The 26908-nt window shown below is 62.0% G+C and carries 17 protein-coding genes and 7 pseudogenes; 10 read left to right on the top strand and 14 right to left on the bottom strand.

Annotation, left to right across the window (positions count from 1 at the left end; translation table 11 throughout):
- Positions 1–4: 4 nt before the first annotated feature.
- The 11 genes and pseudogenes from tssL to tssA form a co-directional block, all read right to left on the bottom strand.
- Positions 5–1477, bottom strand: a pseudogene (tssL, locus tag N7E02_RS11860) (type VI secretion system protein TssL, long form); the annotation flags it as partial.
- Positions 1474–2777: pseudogene (gene tssK / locus N7E02_RS11855) on the bottom strand (type VI secretion system baseplate subunit TssK). The pseudogenes tssL and tssK, both read right to left, overlap by 4 nt.
- A 32-nt stretch (positions 2778–2809) precedes the next feature.
- A complete protein-coding gene (locus tag N7E02_RS11850; RefSeq protein WP_286582131.1) occupies positions 2810–4030 on the bottom strand; it encodes an FHA domain-containing protein in 1221 nt (406 codons plus the stop codon).
- Positions 4020–5074 (bottom strand): annotated as a pseudogene (gene tssG, locus N7E02_RS11845) (type VI secretion system baseplate subunit TssG). Before tssG ends, N7E02_RS11850 begins: the two are co-directional and overlap by 11 nt.
- Positions 5075–5111: 37 nt before the next feature.
- On the bottom strand, positions 5112–6893 hold the full coding sequence (gene tssF / locus N7E02_RS11840; protein WP_286582130.1) for a type VI secretion system baseplate subunit TssF: 1782 nt from the start codon (positions 6891–6893) through the stop codon (positions 5112–5114).
- Entirely contained in the window at positions 6886–7395 is a 510-nt protein-coding gene (gene tssE, locus N7E02_RS11835) for a type VI secretion system baseplate subunit TssE (RefSeq protein ID WP_286582129.1), read from the bottom strand. Before tssE ends, tssF begins: the two co-directional genes overlap by 8 nt.
- Complete coding sequence (locus N7E02_RS11830) at positions 7388–8215, bottom strand: type VI secretion system accessory protein TagJ (RefSeq protein WP_286582128.1); 828 nt, start codon at positions 8213–8215, stop codon at positions 7388–7390. The genes tssE and N7E02_RS11830 overlap by 8 nt, the downstream gene beginning before the upstream one ends.
- Entirely contained in the window at positions 8212–9603 is a 1392-nt protein-coding gene (tssC, locus tag N7E02_RS11825; protein ID WP_286582127.1) for a type VI secretion system contractile sheath large subunit, read from the bottom strand. Before tssC (N7E02_RS11825) ends, N7E02_RS11830 begins: the two co-directional genes overlap by 4 nt.
- A 61-nt stretch (positions 9604–9664) precedes the next feature.
- Positions 9665–11147: pseudogene (gene tssC / locus N7E02_RS29645) on the bottom strand (type VI secretion system contractile sheath large subunit).
- A 128-nt stretch (positions 11148–11275) separates the two neighbouring features.
- Positions 11276–11800, bottom strand: a complete 525-nt coding sequence (gene tssB / locus N7E02_RS11810) for a type VI secretion system contractile sheath small subunit (protein WP_286582124.1) — start codon at positions 11798–11800, stop codon at positions 11276–11278.
- A gap of 85 nt (positions 11801–11885) precedes the next feature.
- Positions 11886–12956: pseudogene (tssA, locus tag N7E02_RS11805) on the bottom strand (type VI secretion system protein TssA).
- A gap of 231 nt (positions 12957–13187) precedes the next feature.
- Between tssA and tssH the strand changes: the two are divergent.
- The 4 genes and pseudogenes from tssH (at position 13188) to N7E02_RS11785 (ending at position 17718) form a co-directional block, all read left to right on the top strand.
- Positions 13188–15982, top strand: a pseudogene (gene tssH / locus N7E02_RS11800) (type VI secretion system ATPase TssH).
- A gap of 39 nt (positions 15983–16021) precedes the next feature.
- Positions 16022–16498 (top strand): Hcp family type VI secretion system effector, encoded by a 477-nt coding sequence (locus tag N7E02_RS11795; protein WP_092998656.1) that lies wholly within the window; start codon positions 16022–16024, stop codon positions 16496–16498.
- 102 nt (positions 16499–16600) lie between these two features.
- Positions 16601–17101, top strand: coding sequence for a hypothetical protein (locus tag N7E02_RS11790; RefSeq protein ID WP_286582122.1), 501 nt, complete (start codon positions 16601–16603; stop codon positions 17099–17101).
- 23 nt (positions 17102–17124) lie between these two features.
- On the top strand, positions 17125–17718 hold the full coding sequence (locus N7E02_RS11785) for an RNase A-like domain-containing protein (protein ID WP_286582121.1): 594 nt from the start codon (positions 17125–17127) through the stop codon (positions 17716–17718).
- Positions 17719–17871: 153 nt separating this feature from the next.
- Here N7E02_RS11785 and N7E02_RS11780 read toward each other — a convergent pair whose 3' ends face one another.
- Positions 17872–18627: a LysR family transcriptional regulator gene (locus N7E02_RS11780; protein WP_286582119.1), complete on the bottom strand. Its 756-nt coding sequence runs from the start codon at positions 18625–18627 to the stop codon at positions 17872–17874.
- A gap of 104 nt (positions 18628–18731) precedes the next feature.
- Here N7E02_RS11780 and N7E02_RS11775 point away from each other — a divergent pair, with 104 nt between their 5' ends.
- Entirely contained in the window at positions 18732–19904 is a 1173-nt protein-coding gene (locus tag N7E02_RS11775) for an L-talarate/galactarate dehydratase (RefSeq protein ID WP_286582118.1), read from the top strand.
- A 61-nt stretch (positions 19905–19965) separates the two neighbouring features.
- On the opposite strand, the pseudogene N7E02_RS11770 reads toward N7E02_RS11775, so the two are convergent.
- Positions 19966–20313: pseudogene (locus tag N7E02_RS11770) on the bottom strand (substrate-binding domain-containing protein); the annotation flags it as partial.
- Positions 20286–20927: a LacI family DNA-binding transcriptional regulator gene (locus tag N7E02_RS11765; protein ID WP_286582117.1), complete on the bottom strand. Its 642-nt coding sequence runs from the start codon at positions 20925–20927 to the stop codon at positions 20286–20288. The pseudogene N7E02_RS11770 and the gene N7E02_RS11765, both read right to left, overlap by 28 nt.
- Positions 20928–21165: 238 nt before the next feature.
- On the opposite strand from N7E02_RS11765, the gene N7E02_RS11760 reads away from it, so the two are divergent.
- The 5 genes from N7E02_RS11760 (at position 21166) to N7E02_RS11740 (ending at position 26759) form a co-directional block, all read left to right on the top strand.
- Positions 21166–22146: a Bug family tripartite tricarboxylate transporter substrate binding protein gene (locus tag N7E02_RS11760; protein ID WP_286582116.1), complete on the top strand. Its 981-nt coding sequence runs from the start codon at positions 21166–21168 to the stop codon at positions 22144–22146.
- Positions 22147–22208: 62 nt separating this feature from the next.
- Entirely contained in the window at positions 22209–22688 is a 480-nt protein-coding gene (locus N7E02_RS11755) for a tripartite tricarboxylate transporter TctB family protein (RefSeq protein WP_286582114.1), read from the top strand.
- A gap of 52 nt (positions 22689–22740) precedes the next feature.
- Positions 22741–24240 (top strand): tripartite tricarboxylate transporter permease, encoded by a 1500-nt coding sequence (locus N7E02_RS11750; protein WP_286582113.1) that lies wholly within the window; start codon positions 22741–22743, stop codon positions 24238–24240.
- 48 nt (positions 24241–24288) lie between these two features.
- Positions 24289–26028, top strand: coding sequence for an L-arabinonate dehydratase (gene araD, locus N7E02_RS11745; RefSeq protein WP_286582111.1), 1740 nt, complete (start codon positions 24289–24291; stop codon positions 26026–26028).
- Positions 26029–26048: 20 nt separating this feature from the next.
- Positions 26049–26759 (top strand): ribonuclease activity regulator RraA, encoded by a 711-nt coding sequence (locus N7E02_RS11740; RefSeq protein ID WP_286582109.1) that lies wholly within the window; start codon positions 26049–26051, stop codon positions 26757–26759.
- Positions 26760–26908 lie beyond the last annotated feature (149 nt).

The following is a 26908-nucleotide window of genomic DNA, read 5'->3' as shown; positions in this document are numbered from 1 at the left end:
CCATCTCGACCGGCGGCGACTTGATACCGGCACCGCTCAACTGCTCTTCCGGATCCGCGAGAACCAGGATTTCCGTACGGCGGTTCTTTTCACGGCCTTCCGGTGTGGTGTTTTCGGCGATCGGGTCACTGTCGGCGCGGCCTTCGGTGAGGATCGCTTCCGGCCCGGTGAAGCTCGTCAGAATATCGCCGACGGCCTTGGCGCGAGCTTCCGACAGATGCCAGTTCGACGGGAACTGGATCGTCTTGATCGGCACATTGTCGGTATAGCCGACGACCACGGCGCGGAATTTCTCCTGTGCCAGTGCGCCGCCGATCTTGGAGATCAGGTCGTGAAATTCGGAGCTCACCTCGGCGCTGCCGACATCGAAGAGACCGGCATTGTTGATGCGCACCAGGACGCGGTTATTGTTTTCCGACAGCGAGACGAGCTTCTTCTCGACCTCCGGTTGGAGGAAGCGCATGAAGTTCTGCAGGCGCGTCGGCTGCGGAGGCGGCGGTGGCGGCTGAACACGCGGCGGTTCGACCGGCGGCGCCTGAGCGACCACCGGCTCCTTCGGTTTTTCGATGAGGATGCTCGGCGTATCGCGCGGCGGCAGGTTGGCCAGACGCTGGAAGGTGTCGTCCGAGGCGCCGTTCAGCGACAGGGTGAAGAAGAGATAGCCGAAGGCGAAGATCAGCGCGAGCACGGAGAGCAGCGTCCAGAGCGCTGCGGCAGTGCGCAGCGGCTTGTGGCGGGCGGCCACGCCCTTCCAGTGCGGCGAGAGCTCGCGTTCGAACACGCCATACTGGCCGAGCAGCGTCTTGTAGAGACTGTCGCGGATGCGGCTGAGTTCGAGATTGCCGCGCGGAGAAACGCGCGTGCGGCCCTCGAAGGCGAGCGACAGGGACAGGTAGATGAGAAGCAGAAGATCCTTGTTGGCGCCCGGCGTCTGGTGGAAATGGTCGAGCAGGTCGAACACCCGGTCGCCGCCGGTCACATCCATGTGGAAGGTCGAGACGAGGCCGGAGCGGGCCCATCCGGCGCGCACGCCCCACGGCTTGCTCAGGATGACATCGTCGACCGTGGCGCAGATGATGTAATGGGCGGCGCGGGCGCGTTCGGGACTGATGCGGGCACCGGCGAGATCACGCTCGTAACGGCCGACGGCTTCCACCGCGACACGGCGCAGCTGTTCGATATCCGGCTGTTCCTCGGTATAGCGCAGCGCGTGGGCGAGGTTCAGCAGAGGTGCCGCGGACCGCACCAGTGTTGGCACTTCCTCGCCGCCGAAGCGGAAGTCGCGGACCAGCGTCTCGACCGACCATCCGCCCTTGGGCAGAGGCTTGGGCGCAAGGCCATCGATGCCGGGCGTGTCGAGCACGTCGTCCAGCATTTCGGCCATGCGTGCGGCCGATTCCTTCTTCTTCTTGCCGTCTTCGGTCAGTTCGACGACGGTCGGCAGGTTCTGCCATTTCGATGCGGGTTCGTTGGTCATTCTCTAAGGGCCCACATTTCCATTTCGAGACCGGGGAAATCGCCTGCCAGGTGCAGGGCGATGGCGCCCGAGGTTTCGAGTTGCTTCCAGAGAGGATTCTTGGTGTCGAGTTCGAAATAGATCGTGCCGGAGCGATAAGGCAGCTGGCGCGGCAGGACCGGCAGCGGCCGGACTGGGATGCCCGGCAACGCGACGTTGACCAGTTCGGCAATGCGCTCGACCGGGCCGACCTTGATCTGCGCCGGCAGCTTGCGGCGGACATCCTCTGCCGACATTTCGGCGCGCACGGCCAAGACGAAGCCGGCATCCTTGAGCAGCGACCGATCGTTGATCGTGCCGACGCGCACGCCATGGCGGCGTTCGGCAAGTTCGATCGAGACGGCGGCCTGTTCGAGGACCGAGGAAAGCGAGGCGCGCAGGTCGTCATAGACGGCGGCGAACGTGCCTTTCAGGTCGTCATGGCGATAGGGCGGGAAATCGGTGGCGCGCTTGCGCTCGGCGGTGAAGGTGGCGAGTTCACCGGCAAGCTGGATACAGGTCTCGTAGAAATCGATCGGATGGATGCGCGTCGCGTTGGCGGCGATATGTTTCAGCATCGGATCGGCACGATTAAGGATCTGCAGAAGGAAATAGTCGCCGACTTCCGCGGTGCCGCGAATGGTCGGGTCGCCGATGCGTTCTGCGATCGCCTCGGCGCGGTGCCGCACGATGCCAAGCAGTTCGGTCATCAGTTCGGAGAGGCGTGCCTCCGCCGCGCAGTTGAGGCTTGGCGCGATGAAATCGGGATCAAGAATGACGGCGCGATCGGAGCGGACCTCGATGACGCGGGCAAGGCCGATCAGTTCGTAGCCGGCGAGATCGTCGCCGGTCTTCAGATAGCGCAGGCTCAAGCGGCCGACATCGATCGGCGCCATGAAATCGGTCTCGACATTGGCGTCCGGCGCTTCGTAGTTGGAGGCGGTCATGCGCACGCTGTTGAAGCGGGCGCCGCCGTTCAACGCGACATCCGGCTTGCCGGGCTGGCGGGCCGGCAGGGCGAGATAGATGACGGCGTTCTTGACGCTTTCGTCGAGGTCGAGTGCCGGCGGCAGGTCGGTGTCTATAGGGGCCTCGAAGGGGTGCCGTCGGGCAGGATGCCCCGCAGGTTGGAGAGCGCGAACTGGCCGATCGCCAGCGCACTGCGGTCGATGCCGATTTCGGCCACGCCCCAGGGATACGGTGTGAGGCCACGGGTCGTGGTCCTCACGAGCCTTTCGGTCCAGCGGTCCGCCTGCTGGAAATGCTGGACGCGGAGGAACATGCCCTCGCTCCAGGCCACCCGATTTTCATTTCTCATCGTCGCGGTCTTCTCTCTGCTGCGGGCCGGTTCGTCATCAGGGTCGTTTCTTCCGTTCGCATCATGGCGTCGCGGAAGACATCACGGACCGACAGCGTCCTGCCGTTCTTTTCGAATTGTGCTTTGTAGGCCTGCCAATAGTCACGCCCGCGCAGGAAGCTCAGCGATCCGAGCGGACCTGCATTGGCATCGGCGCGGGATTCGATAATGCGCGGTTCCATCGTCTTTTCAGCATGATGCAGGAGACTTTCGAGCGCCGATTGCAGCTTCTCCTGGCGGGCGACCAGTTGCTCGATGCGCGTCACCTGGGGCTCTTCGCCGTCGCGGGCAAAGAAGTCCGGTGCGGCTTCCTCTGCCGGGAGATCGAGGCCGAGCGTGGTGAACGACGATTCCAGTGCCTCTTCCAGGCGGTAGAGCAGGGGATCGAGCTTGCGGCCGAGTTCGACGGAGCGGCCGAGCGGGAAGGATGAAGGGGACGTCTCGCTTACAGCAGGCTCAGTGGGCGGCGCATTGTCGTTGACGGTCTGCAGCGCTTCGGGAGCCCGCGTCTCGACCGGCCGGATGCGTGATACCGGCACGGCGACATGGGTGGCCGAGCCGTGTTCCAGATGGCTGCTGTAGTCGGAATGGCCGGTGGATGTCTCTTCGAGATTCCAGTCGTCGGGCAGGATGTTACCCGTCGCACGAACTTCCGGCGGGCCGTTCCAGCCGATATCGACATTGCGCGACGGGGAGGGGCCTTCCTTCTTGGCGATCGGCTCCAGCCAGTCTTCCGAGACTTGATTGCCGAGAATGCCGGTAGCGGTGCGACCGCCGGGCGTGATGTCGGCAAGGATGGCGGAGATGGTCAGCGGCTCGTCGCTGATCGCATAGCTGGTGTCCGGGTCTTCGAGATCCCGTTGGGGCTCACCGGAAATGTGGACGGAAAACGCCATGCCGCCGACTTCCAGCCGGGACTGGTCGGACAGGCGCGCGGTCTCGCCTTCATGCACGACGATGCCGTCGACGCGCGAGCCATTGGCGCTCTGGTCGCGCAGGATGAAGCCCTGGGCGTCGCGTTCGATTGTGCAGTGGAGCTTGGAAACGGAGCGCTGGTCCTCCGGTGTCTGCCAGTCGCAGTCGGGCGAACGACCGAGCGTGCGGCGACCGCGTTCGAAGAACCATTTGGGCCGGCCGGCCGGCATCGCGCCGCTGGCGGATTTCAGTTCAAGCCGCATGCTGGCCTCCCGTCGATGCCGCGGGCACCGGTTCTACGATCACGGCATCGTCGCTGTCCTTCGCGGCCGGCGCGACCCTTGCCCAGCTGTTCCAGCCGAGGCGGGGCTGATCGCCGGCTGCTCTATCCGCTGATTGGCCGAGCTGGCAGAAGGGCACGTCTTCCTTCCTGAGAATGACCTGGATGTCGAAATCCAGCGCCGAGCCGACATAGAGCCGGGTCAGGGCGAACAGTTCCGTGATGTTGCGGCCGCCTGGCGTCAGCGACAGGTAATCCCTGTAGGCGAGCGGGCCGATGATGACGCGGAAACCACCGCTGAAATCATGGATGGCGGTGCCGGCGGTGGCGTTGATACCGAGCTGCACGCCCTGCGGTGCGCCCATCCGGCTGCGCTCCTGTTCCGGAATGGTCAGCCAGCGCGGACGGAACAGTTCGATTTCCACCGGCAGACCGCTGAACTCGGTTAGCATGGCGCGGAGATTGGAAGCATTGCGGTTGCGCGCGGCGAAGAAGCCGGAGAAACGCAGGATAACGTCCTCGTCAACGCCGCTCTTTTCCTTCAGCTTGCGAGTGCCGAAGCCGGTCAGGGCGAACAGCGTAGTGATGAAGCCGTTATCCTCGCGGCGCTGGCCCCAGCGCAAGCGGCGGGCGATGCGATACTTTTCCGCGGCGTCGGCAAAAGCTCTGCCATGCGTGCGCTGAACAGGTCGAAGAAGCTCGCGAGCCCCTTCGACCTGTTCCGCTCCTCGCGCATGATCAGTTCATTGTAATTGGCCGGCATGGAGCCGACCGGGCCGGTGAGGCCGGCAAATGCGCTGCGCAGGAAGGTCCGTGCGCCCTTCTGCCGGAAGCCGCTAACCGGCAGCGGTGCGGGTGCAACACCCATATGGGCTGCGATCTCCAGCGGGCCGGATGCCTCGCTTGCCGCCACCGCCGTCTGCGCGACACGGAATGCCGTCACCGGTTCGAAGCGGCCGGGGTCGCGTTCGAGCAGGTCGACAAGCGTGTCGCGTGTTTCGGGTTGGCGCAGCGTCGAGAGATCCATGGGGCGATCGCAGTCCTTTCGTTAAAGCAGTGGGTCGTTAAAGCAGCGGGCGTTCGGCGGCGCGGGCCGGCCAACGGGCGATGGGTTTCGACTGGCCCTTCATCGAAATGGTCAGTCGGGTAAAACTGTTGACGGATGTGTAGAGGCTGAAGAACCGGTCGAGCACGGAACCGAAGAGGAAGGCCGACGGCCGATCTATCGCTGCCGGGTCGAATTCCAGCTCGATTTCCGTTCCCGGCACCATGCCGCCGCTGCCGAGCCGAGCGGTGGAGGTCGATGCGTTGATGCGGATCAGCGCATCGACGAGCTGTTTTGTTTCGGGGCTGTCGCGGAACGCGTAGAGCGACAAGACATCCTTCAGCGCCGCGCCCTGGTTGTCGAACAGCGAAAGATGGTTGAGCAGGAGATGCGAGACGAGGCGCCAGTTGCGACCGTCCTGGTCGTTCATCCGCACCGAGGGCGTCGGCGGCATCAGCGCTTCCGCACCCGATACGGCCTCGTGGCCGGAGGCGAGCTGCAGGAACGGGTGGCCACCGCCGAAGGGAAGCTGTTCGGGCAGTTCGCGGTTGAGGCATAGCGTATCGACGCTTGCGACAGCATCGATCGGCCCGGCAAAACGGCGGTCGCGATCGACGAAGGCAATTTCCATGTCGCTCGTGCCGTCATCGTCGTCGAAGCGGCGATAGGCCTGCCAGTAGCTGGTGCTGTTGCCCGCCCGCTGGCTGCGACCGAAGAATGGCTGGCAGAACTCTTCCTGGCCGCGCGAGCCCGTCAGCAGGACACGGTCGATCGCGTAGATCTCGCGGGTCTTCTGGCGGCGGGCATCGGGAAGAAGCCGATATTCGGTGCGGGTGCCGTCGACCGAGATCGGCTCGCAGGTCTGGCGGAAAAGATTGACAACCGGCGTCGAGTTCAGCGCGAAATCGCGGGCAGATACGGTACGCTCGAGCTTGGCGTCGGTTTCCTTGAGATAAATGAAGATCTCGAGTGCCTGATCCCTCCAGGCGCCCAGGCCTTCGATGTCGAGGAACAGGTATTTCTGCGGCAGCGCGAAGAATTCGGTCAGCATGCGGTAACCGATGAAGCTCGGCGCCGGGTAGGGCAGCATAGCCTCGTCGGGCTCGAAGCCGACTTGCTTCAGGTTACGTGCCGGCAGGAAGACAGGTTCGCGATCGTCGCCGTGGCGCGCAAGGGCGATGCCGAGCGTGTGGTTGGCGAGCAGTTCGTAGATGGCAACCGCCTGGCTCCAGGCCGAGGGAATGTGCAGGCGCAGGCGATCGACACCGAGATCGCCGAAGGGTTTTCTGACATCGAGCGGGCGGATCGACAGGCGCAGGCAGCCGGCGACACCGTTATAGGGCGAGAGCGGCGCGTTGATCGGCTGGCCGGCGAGCGTTGCGCCGGTGATTTCGATCGGCGCCATTTCCACGTCCTGCGTGGTGCGGAAGCGGCAGGCCTCGCCACCGATCGGCTCCGCCAGGATTTCGGTATGGCGCGGGACGGTCTGGACGGAAGCCAGCGTATCGGACGGTTTGAAGCGGACGATGCTCATCGACGGCAGCGGCGCGAGGTAATGGGGGTAGAGTGTTTCCAAGAGGCCGTCGGTCAGTTCCGGAAACTCGTCGTCGAGTTTTTGACGCACGCGGGCGGCGGAATAGGCAAAGCTCTGGATCAGTCGTTCGACATGCGGGTCGTCGGCGACGTCGCCGGTCATGCGCAGGCGGCCGGCGATCTTCGGGAAGGCATCGGCAAAACGGGAGGCCCGGCGGCGCAGCGCCACCAGTTCCTCGTTATAGCGATGGAGAAAACCTTCAGCCATTCGCCGCCTCCACGAGGAAACGCTGGGTCGACGGGTCGATGGTGGATTCGAAGCTGATCGGCGGCATGCCTTCATGCAGGCGGAAGGTTGCCTGGATGCGCATGCGCAGCGCGCGCTCTGTCATCGTCCGGCTTTTCAGAATAGTGACGCGCACGTCCGACAGGCGCGTCTCGAACATCGAGATGCGGCGTTCGATCATGCGGGCGAGCTGCAACTTGGCTTCGTCGGTCACGAGATTTGCCGACACCATGCCGTCAACGCCGTAGCTGACCAGCGCACTTTTCAATTCGGCCAGTTCGGATGGCGGCGCGACGGGGCAGCGGCGGGTGTTCAGCAGAGCCTCCAGGTCGCGGCGGATCGATTCCCGAACCTCGCGGATCTGGTCTGTCACGCTGATCGGTGGGTCGAAGTCGCGGTCGGGCGCGTCGTCGATCAGCCTGTCCAGGATCGAACGGGCAAGAACGCGGTCACGCGGCCGGTAGCGCTCCAGCGGGTCAACCATGCGCAACCTCGCGGGCGGCGCCGGTGGTGATGGCTTCCAGGCTCTCCGTATCGTGGAAGGAGGCCAGATCGTCTCCGGCCAGGAAGCAGCGCTGGCCGCGCCCGGTGGTGATGCCGGTCGGCTCCTCCACCCAATCGGTTTCGCGGCCGAGGCGCAGAAGATCCTCCGTGCCGGTGCCGTGATAGATGGCCGGCAGCAGGACGGGGGCGACAGCGCCATCGACCAGCGACAGCTCGGCGCGGCGGAAGGCGAGGTCGCGGGGACGAGCGATCGGCTCGATGGTCAGGCCGGCGATCTTGGCGAAGTCGATCCACAGATAGGCGCCGCCGGTCATGATCACTTCCAGCGCATGGGGCGTGCGGTCGTCGAGATCGCGGAAGTCGGACACGCGCTTGCCGTTGAGCATCAGTCCGCGTTCGCCACGAAGCTCTTCGAGGCGTTCCAGTTCTGCCTTGGCCTCCGCGCCGTCACCCATCCGGTGGGCGATACCAACACGGATGGCGAGCTTGTCGAGTTCGGTCGGCCCCTGCGGAAATTCCGGCACGGCGCCGGTCTTGAACCAGGCGTCACGGGCGGCCATGCCGCGCAGCTCGTTGCGCAGCAATGCAAAGCCCATTGTCGCATCCGGCGCGAAGGTAACGGCGAGGCCGCACTGGTTGTCGGCGCGTTCATAGTCGCCTGCCAGAACCAGTAGGTCGATATAGAGATTGCGGCCTTCCTTGTCGGACGGGTTCGATTTCAGATGCGCCTTGGCGGCATCGAGCGCTTCGTCGAGAGCGTTTTCGCTGAGGGCGCGGGCGATGCTTTCGGACAGCGTCATGCGGAGATCCTTTCAGGTATGGAGGAGCGGCCACCGATCTGGCCGCCATTCACCGTTTCGGCGATGAGGTGGAAACTGGTCGAGACGTCGTCGAGCTGGAAATGCGGCTGCAGACGGACGGTACAGGAGAAGGTGCCGGGCTTGCCGGGGATCTCGGCGACGTCGATGCCGGCGGAGCGCAGCGGGAAGCGGGTGCGCAGCGACAAGTCGGCATCCTCATTGCCGAGCGTGTAGCCGGTCAGCCAGTCTTCCAGCTTCCGCTCGATCGAACGGGCATCGGAAAGCTGGCCGATCTCGTCTCGCATGATCACCTTCAGATAATGCGAGAAGCGGGAGGCGCAGAGCACATATTGCAGCATGGCAGCGATGCGGGCGTTCTGGCGCGCATGCTCGTTGGAATAATGCGGCGGCGCGTGCAGCGACTGGTTGGAATTGAAGATTGCCGAGGCCGAAAGATAGGTCGTTGCCACCGGCACAAGGCCGAGATCACAGAACTGTTGCTCCTGGCCAGTGGTGAGGCGAATTTCGACCGGCGCCTGGGCGGAGAGGCCGTTGCTCTCTGTGCCGAAATCATAGGGAGCTAGCTCGCTCGTGCTCAGCATGCCGCCGTCGATCGCATCCTGGCTAACGCCGCGGATATCGGCGAACCAGCCGGATTCGATGAAGTTGCGGATGACGACTGTGGCAAAGGCAAAGGCTGCATTGCCCCAGAGGAGCGAGCTTCCGTCCTCGGCAATCTCTTCGCGGAAGGGGAAACCGTCGTCACGGTTACGGGCATAGGGTTCGAATGGTGCCCGCATTAGCACGCGGGGTGCGACGAGACCGAGAAAGCGAGAATCTTCCCGAGCTCTCAGTCCGTTCCAGCGGATGCGGGTCGGATCGGTGGCGAGCCAGGAGAAGTCCTGAACACGGCTCAGCTCGTCGAAATCTTCGAGCCCGATCGCCTTCGCGGAGGCACCGGCGATGAAGGGGCAGAAGGCGGCGGCTGCCACCATGCCGACCTGGGTCAGCGTGCTCACCGGATCGCCACCCTCGGGCTCGTCCGGCGATAGCTGATAGTCGCCGACCAGAAGGCCATAGGGCTCGCCGCCCGGCATGCCGAATTCGCGGCTGTAGATCAGCTCGAAGAGATGGCTCTGGTCGAAATCCGATGCCCGTTCCATGCTGCGGGCCAGCTCCTTCCAGCTCATGCTGAGGAGTTTGATCTTCACATCGGCGCCACGGGTCGATTCACGCACGAGCATGGCAAGCCCGCGCCACCGCGCTTCCATGGCCTGGAAGTCGGGATGGTGCAGGATCACGTTTACCTGGGCGTTCAGGGCCTCGTCGATCAGGGCGATCAACTGGTCGGCCCGACGGCGCCACTCTGTGCTTGAACCTTGGGTCATCTTGTCGGGTGCTCGTTCGGAGGTTCACGCGCGGCGAGGGAGCGCCGCGCGTGCCGTCGCGTCAGGATTTCGAAGGAATCCGAGCGACCATCCGCAGAGAAGTGGTCAACTCCTCCATCTGCAGCCATGGGCGCATCCAGGCCACCGCGTTATAGGCGCCCGGCTTGCCCGGGATTTCCTGAACGGTGACCTTAGCATCGCGCAGCGGGTACTTGGCGCGGGACTCTTCGCCGGCAGCGTCATTGGCGTTGACGTAGTTGGAGATCCAGCGGTTCAGCCAGGCCTCGCAATCCTCCGCTTCCATGAACGAGCCGATCTTGTCGCGACCCATGACCTTGAGGTAATGGGCGAAACGGGACGTGGCCATCATGTAGGGTAGGCGGGCCGAGACGGCGGCGTTGGCCGTCGCTTCCGGACGGTCGTAGAGCTTCGGCTTGTGGGCTGTCTGGGCGCCGAAGAACACGGCATAGTCGGTGTTCTTGTAGTGGCACAGCGGCAGGAAGCCGAGCTTGCCGAGTTCTGCGTCACGGCGGTCGGTAATGCCGACTTCCGTCGGGCATTTCAGGTCGAGATCGCCATCGTCGCTGGAGAAGATGTGCATCGGCAGGCCTTCGACCTTGCCGCCGTTCTCGGCGCCGCGGATCGCCGTGCACCAGCCGCTCTTGGCGAAGGCGTCGGTCAGGCGGGTGCCCATGACGTAGGCGGCATTCATCCAGCAATAGTTCTCATGCGGCAGCTCGCCGTTCTTCGAACCGCCGGTTTCGTCGTAGTTGAACTCGTCGATCGGGCTGGTCTTCGGGCCGTAGGGCATGCGGGAGAGAACGCGCGGCATGGCGAGCGTGACGAAGCGAGAAGTCGTCGCTGTCGCGCAGGCCGCGCCACTTGGCGTATTCGACCGTCTCGAAGATCTTTTCGAGATCGCGCGGCTTGGAAAGTTCGCGGTAGTCATCGAAGCCGAACATGCGCGGGCTTGCTGCCGAGATGAACGGAGCGAAGGCGGCCGCCGCGATAGAGGAGACACCCTGAAGCGTCTGGACATCGTCGAAGGAGTTGTCGAACTCGTAATCGCCGATGATGGCGCCCATCGGCTCGCCGCCCGGGGTGCCGAACTCGTCTTCATAGATGGACTTGAACAGGCGCGATTGGTCGAATTCGACGGCCTTGGCCAGATCCTTGCTGACGTCTCGCTTGGAGGCGTTCAGCACGCGGATCTTCAGGTTGACGCTCGTCTCGGAATTCTTGACGAGATAGTTCAGGCCGCGCCAGGTGCCCTCAAGCTTCACGAATTCCGGTGCCTGCATGATGGCGGCAAGCTGGGCCGAGATCGTCTTGTCGAGCTCGGCGATCGCGTTGTTCAGGGTAATCGTCAGGTTGCGGTCATAGGTGACCGTTCCCTTCAGGGCCTGGTCGGTCAGCGTGCGCAGCAGATCCTGGGCACGGTTCGGTTCGGTCTGGCGGGTGGCCGAGACGACCTTGGAAAGCAGGTCCTGTTCCGATGCGAAACCGGCCTCTTCCTTTGTCTGCAACTGTGTATCAGCACTCATATCTCAAATCCTTCATTGCGAGCAACGGTCCGAAAAGCTCCTCCGGGACTGCGATGCTCAACCAAACGACAGGGCCAACTGGTCGGGATGCGCCGTCCCCATGATGGGGAGATGCGCGTCGCCGCCTATCAGTTGACCTGATCCTTCTTCTCTTCGGTCTTGTCGCCGCCGAGCTGGGCAACAAGCTGCGAGAGATCGGCCTTGTTCTGCAGGATGTCTTCGAGAAGGCGCTCCAGCTCTTCCGAACGGTCGGCCTTGCTCATCAGGTCGCGCAGTTCGTTGCGCGCATCGAGCAGTGCCTTCAGCGCCGGAACCTGGTTGACCACCGCGCCCGGCTCGAAATCGGCCATGCTCTCGAACTTCAGATTGACCGGAAGCTGGGTGCCGTCGCCCTTGAGCGTATTGTCGACCGACATGGTGAGACCCGGCGTCATGCGGCGCATCACGTCATCGAAGTTGTCGCGGTCGATCTGGACGAACTTGCGCTCACCGAAGGGCTTGAGCGGCTGGGTGGGGTTGCCCGAAAAATCGCCGAGGACGCCGACGACGAAGGGCAGCTCCTTGACCACCATCGCACCTTCGGTTTCGACTTCGTACTTGATATGGACGCGGGGCTTACGAACCCTTTCCAGTTTCTCGTGCACACTTGCCATCGGGTATCTCCTTCCTGCCATGGGCAGATAAAAATTCAGATTGGTGTGGATTGCTTACGGGCCGGAGCCGCGCGGTGTGTTGTCCTCAACCTCCCCTATTTTCGGTCGAGGGCTGGATGCCGGCTGCCGTCAGCACCGCATGGCGTGCGTGCTGCTCGGGCATCAGCTCGGCAAGAAGCTCGGAGAAATCCATGCGCCCGCGTCGCACGAGCGTTTCTATCGACATGGAAATCGGCGAGTGTGGTTCCGTGCGCCTGAAATAGCGGGCCACGGCGACGAGAATTTCGAAGGCTTCCTCGCGAGAACGGATGGCATCCGCCGTAGGAAGCCGCGCTGGAGCGGGTGCAGGGATATCGTCCTGGGGCAGATCGCCGGAAACAGGTGCCGTTTCGACGCTTTCTGCCGGGGACGAAACCGGATCGGCATCGCCGATGCCGGCGAGCACGCGGATGGCAGAAGCCGCCTCATGCAAAACATTGCGTGTATTCGAACTGGGGGGCGGTACTGCCGCACCGTTCGTCAAGTATTTCGACCATTCGGTCAAAAGCGGCGATGCAGTCCGTTAGCACGCTAAGATGTGCTGCCATATTCGCGACACCCGCATCGGTCGCTGCCTGCTGCAGTTCCTCGCGCTGCGCCGTCTCGCCCGGACGCTGGGCAATCTGGAAGTCCCATAACGTGTGCTGAGCGAATTTTCCCCGGGAATCAGGGATGTGAGGCGGATGGCCTGGATGATCGTGCCTTCGCTTCCTAGGCCGTTCAGGCCGGCAAAAGGCGCGAAACGCTCCTCCGGATCCTCGTCGTCAATGGAATGAAGGTCATCGAAATAATTGTCTAAAAGCGACACGGCCGACAGGTAGACGTCGCGCAATCCTTCGAAGCCGCGCAGCCTGATCTGGGCCTCCGCCAACCAGGCCAGAACCTCTATATCTTTACTTGTTGAAGAAAGAATTCGCAATCCCAGGTTGCTAACGTCGTGCCAGATAGGTGAAAGTGCAATAGTTTCGCCTGGATTTATTCCACGTTCAGCAGCTCTGGCGGCGTTTCTGGCGTCCTTAATTCTATAGTATATTTCACGTGCGGAAGTATTGTTCCGGACGTTTTCTCCGCATGGGGCGATTTCATTAAGTGGATCCACGATATGCCGCACATTCACGCGAATTTATTCTCCGTATTGGATAGCAAAATTAAAAATGCCCACATCTTGTTGGGCTGATATTGGGTTGTCAACCTCGTATCCGAGGTGACATTTTTATGACGGCAAGCTGAAATTCTATTTTTGGAAATAGTGCGCTTTTCAGTCTAGACAAGCCTGTATGATCGCCCTAGTTGTCTCCACGCATTTCTAAGAAAGTTGATTGTCAAACACGAATACAAGGTTCTCTGCATGTCGCATGTCGATCTCAATCGGCTGATAAGAACCCTTGAGCCCAATTTGCGTGTCGGTCTTGAGACAGCCGCGTCGCTCGCCGCGCGGCATCAACATTCATCCGTCGAGATTTCCCATTGGCTGCGTGCACTGCTTGACGACGCCGCCTCGACTGCGGTTTTCGAACAGCTCGGGATCCAGTCTGAAATGCTGCGGACCGAGCTGGACGTATCGATCGGAGACCTGCCAAGGTCCGACGGTTCGTCGCTCTCCCTTTCCCAGAATTTGATCTCTCTTGCCAGGGAAGCCTGGCTCATCACATCCCTCCAAGCTGGACGTAAAATGATCCAGTTGGTTGATTTACTTGCTGCACTAAGTACCGACTCTGCGCTGCGTGTCGTTGCTCGCGGCATCGCGCCTTCGCTTCGCTCGCTCGACCGAGCGACGCTCGAGACCCTGCTTGAAAAGGCGGGGTCGGATGCGAATGCGAAAACCTCTGATGAGCCGGCGTTTGGATCGCCGGCTTCTTCGTTCGCCCAGAACGAATTCCTTCGGCTCTATACCCGCGACATGACCGCTGAGGCGCGTGAAGGACGGATCGATCCGATTATCGGTCGCGACCGCGAGCTTCGACAGGTCATAGACATCCTGATGCGCCGCCGGCAGAACAATCCGATCCTCGTGGGTGAGGCAGGCGTCGGCAAAACGGCCGTCGCCGAGGCTTTTGCTCAGGAAATCGCTGCCGGCCGAGTGCCGGATCGGCTGAAGGACGTGAAGCTGCTGCTGCTGGATCTCAGCCTTTTGCAGGCGGGCGCCGGTGTGAAGGGCGAGTTCGAGCGGCGCCTGCATGGCGTTGTCGACGCGGTGAAGACCTCCGAACAGCCCGTCATCCTCTTCATCGACGAAGCGCATGGCCTGATCGGCGCCGGTGGGCAGGCCGGGCAGGGGACGCCGCAAACATCCTCAAGCCGGCTCTGGCGCGTGGTGAACTGCGGACGATCGCGGCGACGACCTGGAGCGAGTACAAGCGCTATTTCGAAAAGGATGCTGCGCTGACCCGCCGTTTCCAGACGGTCATGGTGCAGGAACCGGATGAAAAGACGGCGATCCGCATGCTGCGCGGCGTGGCCGACAAGCTGAAACTGCATCACGGCGTGCGTATCCGCGACGAAGCGATCGGCGCTGCGGTTCGCCTGTCGATGCGCTACATTCCCGACCGGCAATTGCCGGACAAGGCGATCAGCCTTCTCGATACCGCTGCCGCAACGGTGGCGCTGGCGCGCCAGACCCAGCCGGAAGCGATCAAGCTCCTGGAAAACGAGCGCGATCTTCTGGAAGCGGAAGAACGCTGGCTTTCGGCCGAGCCGGAAACCGAAGAGATTGCCGCGCGCCTTGCCCGAATCGCCAGCGAGCGCTCCGATGTCGTTCGCGAAATCGAGCTTCTGTCCGTAAAGTTCGACGATGAGATGCGGCTTGCCCGTGAGGCCGACCGACTGGAAGAAGTGTTTTCCGAGGACGCTGCCGTCTCGCCGATCGCCAAGGCGGTGCCGGAGACTGGCGAGGCTCCGGGCGAGACCAATGTCGCGCCGTTCCCGCCGCATGCCATGACACCGGAAAGTGCGCGATCGGCGTTGCTGTCGACTGAGCGCAATCTTGCGACGGTGGCCGGTGAGGCGCCGCTCATCCCGCGCGTGGTGAACGAGGATGTCATCGCAGCCATCGTGGCGCGCTGGACCGGCATTCCTGTCGGCAAGCTGCTGTCCGACCAGGTTGAGACGGTGAAAACGCTCGATGCCAGGCTGAAGGAGCGTGTCCTCGGGCAGGATGCGGCGCTTGAGAGAATTGCTGCCGCCATGCGTGCTGCGCGCGCCGGTCTCAACGACCCGCGCCGACCACCCGCCGTCTTCCTGCTGGTCGGCATGTCCGGCACGGGCAAGACAGAGACTGCGCTGTCACTGGCCGACATGCTCTATGGCGGCAGCCAGCACCTGACGACGATCAACATGTCGGAATTCAAGGAGGAGCATAAGATCTCCATGCTCCTCGGCTCGCCCGCCGGCTATGTCGGCTATGGCGAGGGCGGCGTGCTCACCGAGGCGGTCCGCCGCCGGCCCTATGGCGTGCTCCTGCTCGATGAGATCGACAAGGCGCATCCAGGCGTCCAGGAAATTTTCTACCAGGTGTTCGACAAGGGCGTGTTGCGCGACGGCGAAGGGCGCGACATCGATTTCAAGAACACGACCATTTTCATGACCGCGAATACCGGCTCGGAACTGCTCACGTCGCTTGCCGCTGATCCGGACACGATGCCGGAGGGCGAGGCGCTGGAACAGCTGCTGCTGCCGGAATTGCAGAAGCACTTCAAGCCTGCCTTCGTCGGCCGCACCACGGTTCTACCCTTCATGCCGCTGAACGGCGAGACGTTGGCCGGTATCGTCGATCTGCAGATCGAGCGGATCCGCCAGCGTGTCTACGCAAGCTACGGGACGGCGGTGACATTGTCTCCGGAGGCGCGCGAGGCACTCGTGTCCCGCGCCAAGAGCAGCGAGATGGGCGCGCGTGCGATCGAGGTGATGATCGCTCGCGATCTCCTTCCGATCCTTTCGACTTTCTTCCTCGATGCAATCGCGGATGGACTGCGTATCAAACACATAATCATTGCATTCGACGGGCAGCGTTTCGGCATCGAAGCCGAACAGGCGGCGCCGTCCACGAAATTCGCCGAGCAGGCCGATGATGGCCACAAGGCGGATGAAGAAGCCCGGGGCCGTAAACGTGCTCGGGGATCAGCGAGAAAGGCAAATGCGCCTTAGCCGCAACTAGGGAAAACCGATAATTAGGAGAGCTTTAGCATGCCGATTTATCTGCAGATTGATGGTATCCAGGGTGACGCAACCCACGAGCAGCACAAGCAGTGGATGGACATTGAAGCCATTCACTGGAACGTGTCCCGCAACATGAACACGTCTGCCGGTTCTGCGGCGAACCGCGAAGCTTCGGAGCCGACCATTTCCGAAGTCATCCTCACCAAGGTCAGCGATTCCTCGTCGACCAAGCTTTTCGGTGAAGCGTGCTCGGGCCGTACCGGCAAGCGCGCCACCATTCATCTCGTAACGACCGGTAACCCGGGCGACACCTATATCGAATACCTGCTGACCAACACTCTGATTGCCAGCTATTCGATCGATTCCAACGGTGACCGCCCGGTCGAAACGATCAAGCTCAACTTCACCAAGCTTGAAGTGAAGTACACCCCTTACGACGACAACCATGCACCAAAGTCGCCGATGATCGCATCCTACGATCTCGCGACCACGAAGGCTGCCTAATACGCAGACCGGAAAGCGCCGCTCCGTGCGGCGCTTTCTTCTTCATCGCGTAAGCCGGGTTCGCGCCGGCTGTTGTTTCATTCAGATCATTGCGGGGACCCGATGCCCAATTTCAGCGTGCAGAGCGACAAGCTTATCGTTCGTCCGGTTCAGCAGAGCGACATCGAACCGCCGAAGGGCATGAAGAGAGGTCCCGATCTGCGCTACATGACGCTGCAGGACGGTCCCAGACAGTTCAACGATCGCATGCAGCGCGGCGGTGCGGTTGCCGCAGCCGTGCAATATGCCGCCACCAGCCTCAACGAGGCATCGGTCTCGGTATGGGTGCGCAAATGGCTGCAGGCGCATGAGGTCGAGATCCAGGAAAAGATGCTGAAGGAAGGACACGGTGCCTTCGTTCTGCAGGTTAATTATGCTGTCGGAAACTCCTTCGGCACGCAGGTCTTCATGTCGCGCGACATCTATCTTCTCGGCACAATCCCGATGACGACGGATGCCAAGCAGATCCTGACGCCGGAAAAAATGTTCGGTCCGTCCGTCGACGCGATCCCGAACAAAGCCACCAAATATCATTACGCCTATCTGATCGGCCAGCGCCGCTGAGGCTTTCAGCAGAGGGCATCACCATGATCGCTGCGGCACGAACAGGAGGTAATGACGGGCTTCGTGTCGTGCTGTCGCTACCGCAGCTTCTCGCGGTGTTCGCCGGAGAGACGGCCGGTGGCGAAGCGGTATCGCAGTCCGTGATCCGATTGCCGGATATCATGGTGCCGATCGCCGGGGCTGCCTTTGCCGGGGCAGTGCGCGTCTCTGCCGTGACGGCCGGGCGCCCCGAATTGATGAAGCACGAGGTATTTTCCGGCGTCAAACTGGGTATTTGTCCGATCGGCCTGGGCGATAAAATGCTGCGTCGGCCGGATGGTGCTGCTGGAGCGGCAGATGCCGGGCGCTTTACGTCAACCTTTGAAAATCTGCTGATCGCCGAGCGGTCGCTGGCCCTGGCACTGCGAATCAGGAGCGCGATGGTCAGCAACTGGTTGCGTACCGCGCCGAGAGGAAAGCCCATCGATTTCGGCATCGATGTCGGGCGTGCCATCGGCAGGGGGCTTGCCGTCAACGGCGGCGGCATCCGTTCGATGACGCGAATTGATGTTCGGCTGACCAGGGAAACCTATAACGGCCGACCTTTTGTTGTCGCCATCGCGCGGCCGGTGGCCTGAGGGCGGTGAGTGCCGGGTCACTGATCGGGCATGGTGCCGGCAGCGATCCTGCGCATTTCCGGTAGAAGCGAGTTTCGGTTGTCCGGGCTCCAGATGGCGTGAAGCTCTGCAACACATTCATCCTGAATATCCATCGGGCGAAATACGATGTCGTCAGAAGCATGCGTTCTGGGTGCCTGCCGGTACGATCGCCAGGCCAATGCCCGCGCTGACCAACGAAAGTATCGCCTGCGAATGCGTCATGTGCTGCACGACCCGCGGCGTGATCGTCCTGTTTACCATCAGCTTTGTCAGTTTCTCATGCAGGTAACGCGCCTGCGGGGAAAACATGATGAAGGGTTCGCCGTCGAGCATCTCAAGCGATGGTCGGCGCTTTGCGGCGAGTGGATGGGCGCGGGGAATGGCGAGCATCATCGGTTCCCGGGCGACGGACATGCTTTCCAGATGGTGCGGGCCACTGAGCGGACGTGACAGGCCGAGGTCGACATCGCCGGCGTTGATGGCCTGCAACTGCTCGGCGGTTTCCATCTGGACCAGCTCCAGTTCGATCTGAGGCGCAAGGGTCCTCGCCCTGATGATCAGCTTTGGCAGAAAATTGTAGGTCGTGGCGCCGACGAAGGCGATCTTGACCGATCCGGCATTGCCGCGGGCGGTGCGCCTTGTCGCAACGATCGCCGCATTGCTCTGGTCCAGGAGCTTCTGTGCTTCCGCGAGGAATGCGAGGCCGGCCGGCGTGAGGACAACCCGCCGGCTGGTTCTTTCCAGCAGCGTGACATCCAGTTCCTGCTCCAGCAGCTTGATCTGCCGGCTGAGCGGAGGCTGGGTGATGTTCAGGCGTCTGGCGGCACGGCTGAAGTTCAGCTCGGTCGCCACAACCACGAATGACCTTACCTGACCTAGGTCCAGCATCCATTCAAATCCTGTATAGATTGTCGTCAATAATCGATTTGGACTTAAATTGATCGACGCCGTATCAGTCAAGGCCAGAGGAAACATCGACAGGCAGGAAGCGAATGGACACGCGCTCGAAAACCACAGCCTCCCAGCATCAGAGCGGCATCGGAGACAGCATTGCCTGGGTCAAGCTGTCATCGATCTTTCTGCCGTTGAAGACGCCCATCAGCGACGCAAAGGTGCTGACCGGGCGGCAGAAGCCACTAACGGAAGTAGCATTCCTTTTCGCCGAGATCGAAACCAAGGACGGTCATAGCGGCATCGGCTTCAGCTATTCCAAGCGCGCCGGCGGCCCGGGGCAGTACGAGCACGCCAAGGAAATCGCCAATGTGCTGATCGGTGAAGATCCGAACGATATCGGCAAATTGTGGAACAAGCTCTGCTGGGCAGGGGCTTCGGTCGGGCGCAGTGGTCTCGCCGTCCAGGCGATCGCGGCTTTCGATGTGGCGCTGTGGGATCTCAAGGCCAAACGCGCCGGCCTGCCGCTTGCCAAGCTGCTCGGCGCCCATCGCGATAGCGTGCAGTGCTACAATACGTCCGGCGGCTTCCTGTCCTCGCCGATCGAGGAGGTTCTCGACAATGTCGAGCAGTCGATCGCGGCCGGCATCGGCGGCATCAAGATCAAGGTCGGGCAGCCCGACATGGCGGTCGATCTCAAGCGCGTCGCGGCCGTGCATGATAAAATCGGCGGCCGTGCTGCCATGATGGTCGACGCCAACCAGCAATGGGATCGCCCCAGCGCCATGCGTTTCGGCAGGCTGATGGAGCCCTATAACCTGACCTGGATCGAGGAGCCGCTCGACGCCTATGACGTCGAGGGGCATGCGGCGCTGGCAGCTCAGCTCGATACGCCGATTGCGACCGGCGAGATGCTGGCAAGCGTTCTGGAGCATATCGCGCTGATCCAGAACAATTCGGTCGATTTCATCCAGCCGGATGCGCCGCGCGTCGGCGGCATCACGCAGTTTTTGAAGATATGCGCGCTGGCGGAAGCGAAGAAGCTGCAACTCGCGCCGCATTTCGCCATGGAAATCCACCTGCATCTGGCTGCAGCCTATGAGCTGGAGCCATGGGTCGAGCATTTCGACTGGCTGGATCCGCTGTTCAACGAGCGGCTTGAGATCAAGGATGGCCGCATGATCGTGCCGACACGCCCCGGACTTGGCATCACCCTTTCCGAACAGGCTGGCCACTGGACGCGGGCAACGGCGGAGTTCGGCAAGCGGCCTTGAAATCTACGCCGTGCCGCGGGCTACGATGTGGAAGCCGATATCGATCATCTGCTCCACATCCTCACCGGCGAGCTTTCTGAGGATCGACCTTGCGGCCTTCGTGCCGATCTCGCGGCGATCGATGCGCACCGTCGTGAGCGGGGGATGTGTGCGGCGTGAAGTCGAAATCGCCGAAGCCGATGATCGCCAGATCATCCGGCATGCTGCAGCCACGGGAATTGGCTTCGGCCAACGCGCCATGCGCGACCACGTCCGAGGAACAGAACACGCCAAGCGTGCCACTTCCGCTATCGAGAAGCTGCGCCATGGCCAGACGGCCATCTCGGAATGTCGACGGCGAGTTCATTTCCAGCGCCGGTAGTTCGACCTCGGCAATTCCTTTCAAACGCCCGATAAAGCCATCACGGCGCTGGACGGCACGTGGATCATTGGCTCCGACCTGAGCGTAGCGATCGTACCCCTGATCAACAGATGCTCGGCGACCAGTGCCCCGACGGCGCTATGCGAGAAGCCAACTGCGGTATCGAGCGGGGAGGGCGTCGAATCCCATATTTCGACGATGGGCAGGCCTGCGCCCGTCAACATGGCCCGCGTTTCCTTCAGATGCGTAATCCCTGTCAGGATGATCCCGTCAGGGCGACGCGCCAGGATGGCGCGGGTCAGCTCCAGTTCGCGGCCGGGATCGTAGCCGGAAAGGCCGAGTAGAAGCTGGTAGCCCGCAGAGACGAGTTCGGCGTTCAATCCTTCAATGGTCTCGGCAAAGATCGTGCTTGAAACAGAGGGCACGATGGCGGCGATCAGTCTCGTCCGTCTCGATGCCAGTCCGCCTGCGAGAAGGTTGGGCACGTAGCCAGTTCTCGCGATGACCTTTTCAATCGCTTCCAGTGTACGCGGCTTGACGAGCGCCGGCGTGTTTATGGCGCGCGACACCGTGACCGGCGAAACGCCGGCCAGCTTCGCGATATCGGCCAGGGTGACCGGGCCGCTCGATGATATAAGGTGGTTCCGGTCGCTGTCAGCCATATCGCCTTCCTATCAAAATGAGTTACGCTTTCATTTTGAATGTAATCAAGTGCTTTGATGAAGTGATTTGTTGAATTATTCTCAAGTAATTGATTTTTATTGATTTAATTTTTCCCTCCTGCGGTTGCGGCAAGAGAATTAGAGGCTAAAATGAAAGCGCTTCCATTTCTTCGTTCAGGAGGGTTCGAAGGGTGGGTTGGTGATGCTGGCCTGGGGCCGGACAAGTGGAGGAAGATTTATGTACCTCAAGCGATTTACGACAATCGCGGCCGTTTCGGCCGTCATGTGCGTGGCGGGCCTGCAGCCTGCCCGCGCCGATGACTATCCATCCAAGACCGTAACCGTTGTCGTGCCGTTCGCGGCAGGCGGTAATACCGATACGTTCGGCCGCCTTGTGGCCGAGGAGCTCGACAAGCGGCTCGGCCAGCGCTTCATCGTTGAAAACAAGCCCGGTGCCGGCGGCAATATCGGCCTCGGCGACCTCGCTCGCTCGAAGCCGGACGGCTACACGATCGGCATGGGCACGGTCAGCTCCAATGCAATCAACCAGACGCTCTATCAGAAGCTTCCCTACGACAAGGAAAAGGGCTTCGCGCCGATCTCGCTGATTGCCAGCCTGCCCAACGTGCTGGTCGTCAACCCGGACAAGATCAAGGCGAACAATGTCGAGGAACTAATCGCGTTCCTCAAGACGGAGCCGGGCAAGCATACCTATGCGTCCTCGGGCGTCGGGACATCCATCCATCTGGCAGGCGAGCTTCTGGCCACCAAAACCGGCATCAAGATCACCCATGTGCCCTACAAGGGCAGCAGTCAGGCGATCCTCGATGTCGTGGCCGGCCACGTCGACATGATGTTCGACAACATTCCGACCGCCGCCCAGCAGGTGAAGGCCGGTAAGGTCAAGGCGCTTGCCGTGACAAGCCTGGAAAAGGCCGATCTGCTGCCCGACGTGCCGACGATGGCGAGCGTCATTCCCGGCTTCGAGGCAACCTCGTGGCACGGTCTCTTCGCTCCTCCCGGCACGCCACCGGAAATCGTCGAAAAGCTCTCGAAGGAAGTGCAGGCGATCATCGCCGAGCCGGCGATGCAGGAAAAGCTCAAGGCGATGGGCGTAACGCCGGTCGGCAATACGTCCGCCGAGTTCCAAGCCTTCATCGACAAGGAAACGGCAAAGTGGGCCGAGGTCATCAAGGCCGCCAACGTGCCGCTGCAGTGAGGCAATCTGCCGGCCGGATCTGATGCCCGGCCGGCACATCTTTCACACGCGAGTATCATGCCATGCTGAAAATTAGAAACGGCCGCGACTTCGTCGGCGGCGTGACGATGATCTGTGTCGGCCTCCTGTTCATCTGGTTCGGCCGTGAACTGGACGTCGGCAACTCCTTCCAGATGGGCCCGGGTTACTTCCCGACAATGCTGAGCCTGCTTCTGATGGTGATCGGTGCGCTGATCATCGTGCAGTCGTTGATTATCGATGCCGAGGAGGGCGAGCCGGAAGCCTGGAACTGGAAGGCCTATTTTCTGGTGATCCTGGCGCCTATCTGCTTCGGCCTCCTGCTTGCGGGGCTCGGCCTGGCGCCCACCATGTTCCTGCTCATCGTCGGGGTGGCGACCGCCAGCCGCTATGCCAGCTGGCGTCATTCGATCCTGCTCGGACTGTTTCTCGCGGTCTGTTCCGTGCTGCTGTTCACGAAGCTTCTGTCGCTTCCCGTCTCAGCCTTCGGACCCTGGATCCCCTTTATCGGCGACCTCTTCTAACGCCAGCATCTAGCCTCTTCGGGCCAGCCGACGAAACCGGATTGGATTGCATATGGACATTTTCGCTAACCTCTGGCTCGGTGCCTCGACCGCCTTCCTGCCGATGAACCTGCTTTACGGCTTTATCGGCTGTCTTCTCGGTACGGCGATCGGCGTCCTGCCGGGGCTTGGGCCGACGGCCACCATCGCCATGCTCTTGCCGATCACATTCGGCCTGCCGCCGGAATCGGCGCTCATCATGCTGGCCGGCATTTTCTACGGCGCGCAATATGGCGGCTCGACCACAGCCGTTCTCATCAATCTGCCGGGTGAAAGCTCGTCCGTCGTCACCGCGATCGACGGCTACCAGATGGCGCGCCATGGGCGCGCCGGCGCAGCACTTGCGACGGCCGCGCTTGGCTCCTTCTTTGCCGGCACCGTCGCGACGATCCTGCTTGCCGTTGCGGCTCCGCCGCTTGCTGCGGTCGCGCTCAATTTCGGTCCTGCGGAATATTTCTCGCTGATGGTGCTGGGGCTCGTCGCTTCGGTCGCGCTCGCCAGCGGATCGCTGCTCAAGGCCTTTGCGATGATCGTCTTCGGTCTGATCCTCGGCACGGTCGGCACGGACGTCGAGAGCGGCACACCGCGCTATGTCTTCGACATCCCCGAACTCTATGACGGCCTGAATTTCGTTGCTGTCAGCATGGGCATCTTCGGGATCTGCGAGATCCTGCGCAATCTTGAAAACGAGCAGGAGCGCTCGGTCGGCGTCAAGCGTGTCACCGGGCTGATGCTGACGAAGGACGATTTCAAGCGGATCATTGCGCCTGTCCTGCGCGGCACGGCACTCGGCTCCTTCCTCGGCGTGCTGCCGGGCGGCGGAGCGATGCTTGCATCCTTCGCGTCCTATGCAATGGAAAAGCGCATCTCGCCCAACCGCGCCGAATTCGGCAAGGGCGCGATCGAAGGGGTTGCCGCACCGGAATCCGCCAACAATGCCGGTGCGCAGACCTCGTTCATCCCTATGCTGACGCTCGGCATTCCCGGCAACCCGGTGATGGCGCTGATGGTGGGCGCGATGATCATTCAGGGCATCACGCCCGGGCCGAATGTGATCACCGACGAGCCGGATCTGTTCTGGGGCATGATCGTCTCCATGTGGTCCGGCAATCTGATGCTCGTCATTCTCAACCTGCCCCTGATCGGGCTGTGGGTGCGGATGCTGACGGTGCCTTACCACCTGCTGTTTCCGGCGATCATCGGTTTCTGCTGCATCGGCGCCTACAGCATCAACAACAGCGTCTTCGATGTCTTCGTCATGGCGGGTTTCAGCGTCGTCGGCTTCGCGCTCTCGAAGATGCGCTTCGAGCCGGCGCCGCTTCTGCTCGGCTTCATTCTGGGGCCGATGCTGGAGGAGAATTTGCGCCGCGCCATGCTGATCAGCCAGGGCGATCCGTCGATCTTCGTACGCAGCCCACTCAGCCTGTCGCTGCTGATCTTTGCCGTCGTGGTTCTAGCGCTCGTGCTGTCGCCGAGCATCAGCCGCAAACGCGAAGAAGCTTTCACGGAATAACGGATCATCTCGATCCCGCAGGAGTGCTGCAAGGCACGGGAGTTTGGAATGGCAGACAAGAAAAAGACTTACGAGGAACTGCGCTCGGCGCGCTGGATGATGCCGGACGACCAGCGGTCGTTCGGTCATCGGTCGCGCACCATGCAGATGGGCTATGCGCCAGAAGATTGGGAAGGCCGGCCGATCATTGCGATCATCAACACATGGTCGGATGCGCAGCCCTGCCACATGCATTTTCGCGAGCGGGCGGAATGGGTGAAGCGCGGCGTCCTGCAGGCGGGCGGGTTCCCGATGGAACTGCCGGCGCTGTCGCTGTCGGAAAACTTCGTCAAGCCGACGACCATGCTCTATCGCAACATGCTGGCGATGGAGACGGAGGAACTGCTTCGCTCTCATCCGATCGACGGGGCGGTGCTGATGGGCGGTTGCGACAAGACCACGCCGGGCCTCGTCATGGGCGCCGTGTCGATGGGTATTCCTTTCATTTACCTTCCAGCCGGGCCGATGCTGCGCGGCAATTATGCCGGCAAGGCGTTGGGCTCCGGTACCGACGGGTTCAAATACTGGGACGAGCGGCGGGCCGGGACGATTTCCAAGGAGGAGTGGCAGGGCATCGAGGGCGGCATCGCCCGCAGCTACGGTCACTGCATGACCATGGGCACCGCTTCGACCATGACGGCGATTGCCGAGGCGATGGGGCTGACGCTGCCGAATGCCTCGTCGATCCCGGCGGCCGATGCCAACCACCAGCGCATGTCGGCCACCTGCGGCCGGCGGATCGTCGAGATGGTGTGGGAAGACCTGACACCGGACAAGGTGATCACGCAGGCTGCCGTCAACAATGCGGTGACGGTGGCGATGGCGACGGGCTGTTCGACCAATGCGATCATTCACCTGATCGCCATGGCGCGTCGCGCCGGTGTGCCGCTGGAACTCGACGATCTCGATCGCATCGGCCGCACGACGCCGGTCATCGCCAACATACGTCCTTCGGGCACGACCTATCTGATGGAGGATTTCTTCTATGCGGGTGGGCTTCGCGCGCTGATGAAACAGCTTGGTGACAAGCTTGATCCAAGTGCGATCACCGTCACCGGCAAGCCGCTGACGGACGGGGTGGAGGACGTGAAGATCTGGAACGAGGATGTTATCCGGCCGCTTTCCAACCCCGTCTATCACGAGGGGTCGCTGGCCGTGCTGAAGGGCAATCTCTGCCCGGATGGTGCGGTCATCAAGCCGGCGGCCTGCGATCCGAAATTCCACAGGCACACCGGCCCGGCGTTGGTGGCCGACAGCTATCCGGAGCTGAAAAAGATCATCGACGATCCCGATTATCCGATGACGCCGGAAACGGTGCTGGTGCTGCGCAATGCCGGGCCGCAGGGCGGGCCGGGCATGCCGGAATGGGGCATGATCCCCATGCCGAAGGCGCTATTGAAACTCGGTCTTCGCGACATGGTGCGGATTTCCGATGCCCGGATGTCGGGCACCAGTTTCGGCGCCTGCGTGCTGCATGCCTCGCCGGAAGCGTTCGTCGGCGGGCCGCTGGCGCTCTTGAAGACCGGTGACATGGTGGAGCTCGATATCCCCGCTCGCAGCCTCAATATGCTGGTGTCGGAGGAGGAACTGTCAGCGCGCAAGGCGGCATGGGTGGCGCCCGAGCCACGCTATGAGCGCGGCTACGGCTTCATGTTCTCAAAGCATATCGAGCAGGCCGACAAGGGCTGCGATTTCGATTTCCTGAAGACCGAGTTCGGCGCCAAGGTGCCCGAGCCGGCGATCAACTGATTACGCATCGAGGAGAGACAATGAACCCTGCAACCCGTGACAAACTGATGGGCGTCTCCGTCGCGACGCTCTGCTCGGCGCTCTACAAGCGCGGCCTCAGAAACCAGACGATCCAGGATGTGCGTCCCGTGCGCGCCAAGGGCCGCAATATGGTCGGCCCGGCCTTTACGCTGCGCTATATGCCGGCGCGTGAGGATCGCAATCCGATGACGGTGTTTCGCGATCCCAAGCATCCGCAGCGCCACGCGATCGAGACCTGCCCGGAAGGCCATGTGCTGGTCATGGACAGCCGCAAGGATGCGCGGGCGGCGTCCGCCGGTGACATCCTGATCACGCGGCTTATGGTGCGCGGCGGAGCGGGGGTGGTCACCGATGGCGGTTTTCGCGATGCGATGACGATCGGCGAGCTTGACATGCCCGCCTACCACCATCGGCCCTCCAGTCCGACCAATCTTACGCTTCACGAAGCAATCGACATCAACGTGCCGATCGGCTGCGGCGACGTGGCGGTCTTCCCGGGCGACATCATGGTCGGGGATGACGACAGCGTCATCGTCATTCCCGCAGAGATCGCCGACGAAATTGCCGACGAGGCGGTCGAGATGACGGCCTATGAGGATTTCGTCGTCGAGCGGGTGAAGGCAGGCCATACGATTATCGGCCTCTATCCCGCAACGGACGAGAACAATCTTTCGATGTTTGCCGAATGGCGCAAGGCCAACGGCCGTTAAACATCTGAGAGCTGTCCGGCGCAGGCGATTGCGGTCTACGCCGGACAGTAAATATGACCGGCGCCCCCGCGCTGAGACTTTGCGGATGCAACTCAATGTCGGCGGCTATCACGTGGCAGCGAGCCGGAGCACGCCCGCGCCCGATCTCC

This window comes from Terrirhizobium terrae (assembly GCF_030323265.1).
Lineage (GTDB): Bacteria > Pseudomonadota > Alphaproteobacteria > Rhizobiales > Rhizobiaceae > Neorhizobium.
This window is presented reverse-complemented; position numbering and strand designations above follow the sequence as displayed.

What these genes read in the sequence shown, in the direction of transcription:
- N7E02_RS11750 (WP_286582113.1), top strand. Translation starts at nt 22,741, where the DNA reads ATGGACATTTTCGCTAACCTCTGGCTCGGTGCCTCGACCGCCTTCCTG.
- N7E02_RS11790 (WP_286582122.1), top strand. Translation starts at nt 16,601, where the DNA reads ATGCCCAATTTCAGCGTGCAGAGCGACAAGCTTATCGTTCGTCCGGTT.
- N7E02_RS11780 (WP_286582119.1), bottom strand. Translation starts at nt 18,627, where the DNA reads ATGCTGGACCTAGGTCAGGTAAGGTCATTCGTGGTTGTGGCGACCGAG.
- N7E02_RS11850 (WP_286582131.1), bottom strand. Translation starts at nt 4,030, where the DNA reads ATGCGGCTTGAACTGAAATCCGCCAGCGGCGCGATGCCGGCCGGCCGG.
- tssF (WP_286582130.1), bottom strand. Translation starts at nt 6,893, where the DNA reads ATGGCTGAAGGTTTTCTCCATCGCTATAACGAGGAACTGGTGGCGCTG.
- N7E02_RS11775 (WP_286582118.1), top strand. Translation starts at nt 18,732, where the DNA reads ATGGACACGCGCTCGAAAACCACAGCCTCCCAGCATCAGAGCGGCATC.
- N7E02_RS11765 (WP_286582117.1), bottom strand. Translation starts at nt 20,927, where the DNA reads ATGGCTGACAGCGACCGGAACCACCTTATATCATCGAGCGGCCCGGTC.
- N7E02_RS11830 (WP_286582128.1), bottom strand. Translation starts at nt 8,215, where the DNA reads ATGACGCTGTCCGAAAGCATCGCCCGCGCCCTCAGCGAAAACGCTCTC.
- N7E02_RS11755 (WP_286582114.1), top strand. Translation starts at nt 22,209, where the DNA reads ATGCTGAAAATTAGAAACGGCCGCGACTTCGTCGGCGGCGTGACGATG.
- N7E02_RS11760 (WP_286582116.1), top strand. Translation starts at nt 21,166, where the DNA reads ATGTACCTCAAGCGATTTACGACAATCGCGGCCGTTTCGGCCGTCATG.
- tssB (WP_286582124.1), bottom strand. Translation starts at nt 11,800, where the DNA reads ATGGCAAGTGTGCACGAGAAACTGGAAAGGGTTCGTAAGCCCCGCGTC.
- N7E02_RS11795 (WP_092998656.1), top strand. Translation starts at nt 16,022, where the DNA reads ATGCCGATTTATCTGCAGATTGATGGTATCCAGGGTGACGCAACCCAC.
- N7E02_RS11785 (WP_286582121.1), top strand. Translation starts at nt 17,125, where the DNA reads ATGATCGCTGCGGCACGAACAGGAGGTAATGACGGGCTTCGTGTCGTG.
- tssE (WP_286582129.1), bottom strand. Translation starts at nt 7,395, where the DNA reads ATGGTTGACCCGCTGGAGCGCTACCGGCCGCGTGACCGCGTTCTTGCC.
- N7E02_RS11740 (WP_286582109.1), top strand. Translation starts at nt 26,049, where the DNA reads ATGAACCCTGCAACCCGTGACAAACTGATGGGCGTCTCCGTCGCGACG.
- tssC (WP_286582127.1), bottom strand. Translation starts at nt 9,603, where the DNA reads ATGACCCAAGGTTCAAGCACAGAGTGGCGCCGTCGGGCCGACCAGTTG.
- araD (WP_286582111.1), top strand. Translation starts at nt 24,289, where the DNA reads ATGGCAGACAAGAAAAAGACTTACGAGGAACTGCGCTCGGCGCGCTGG.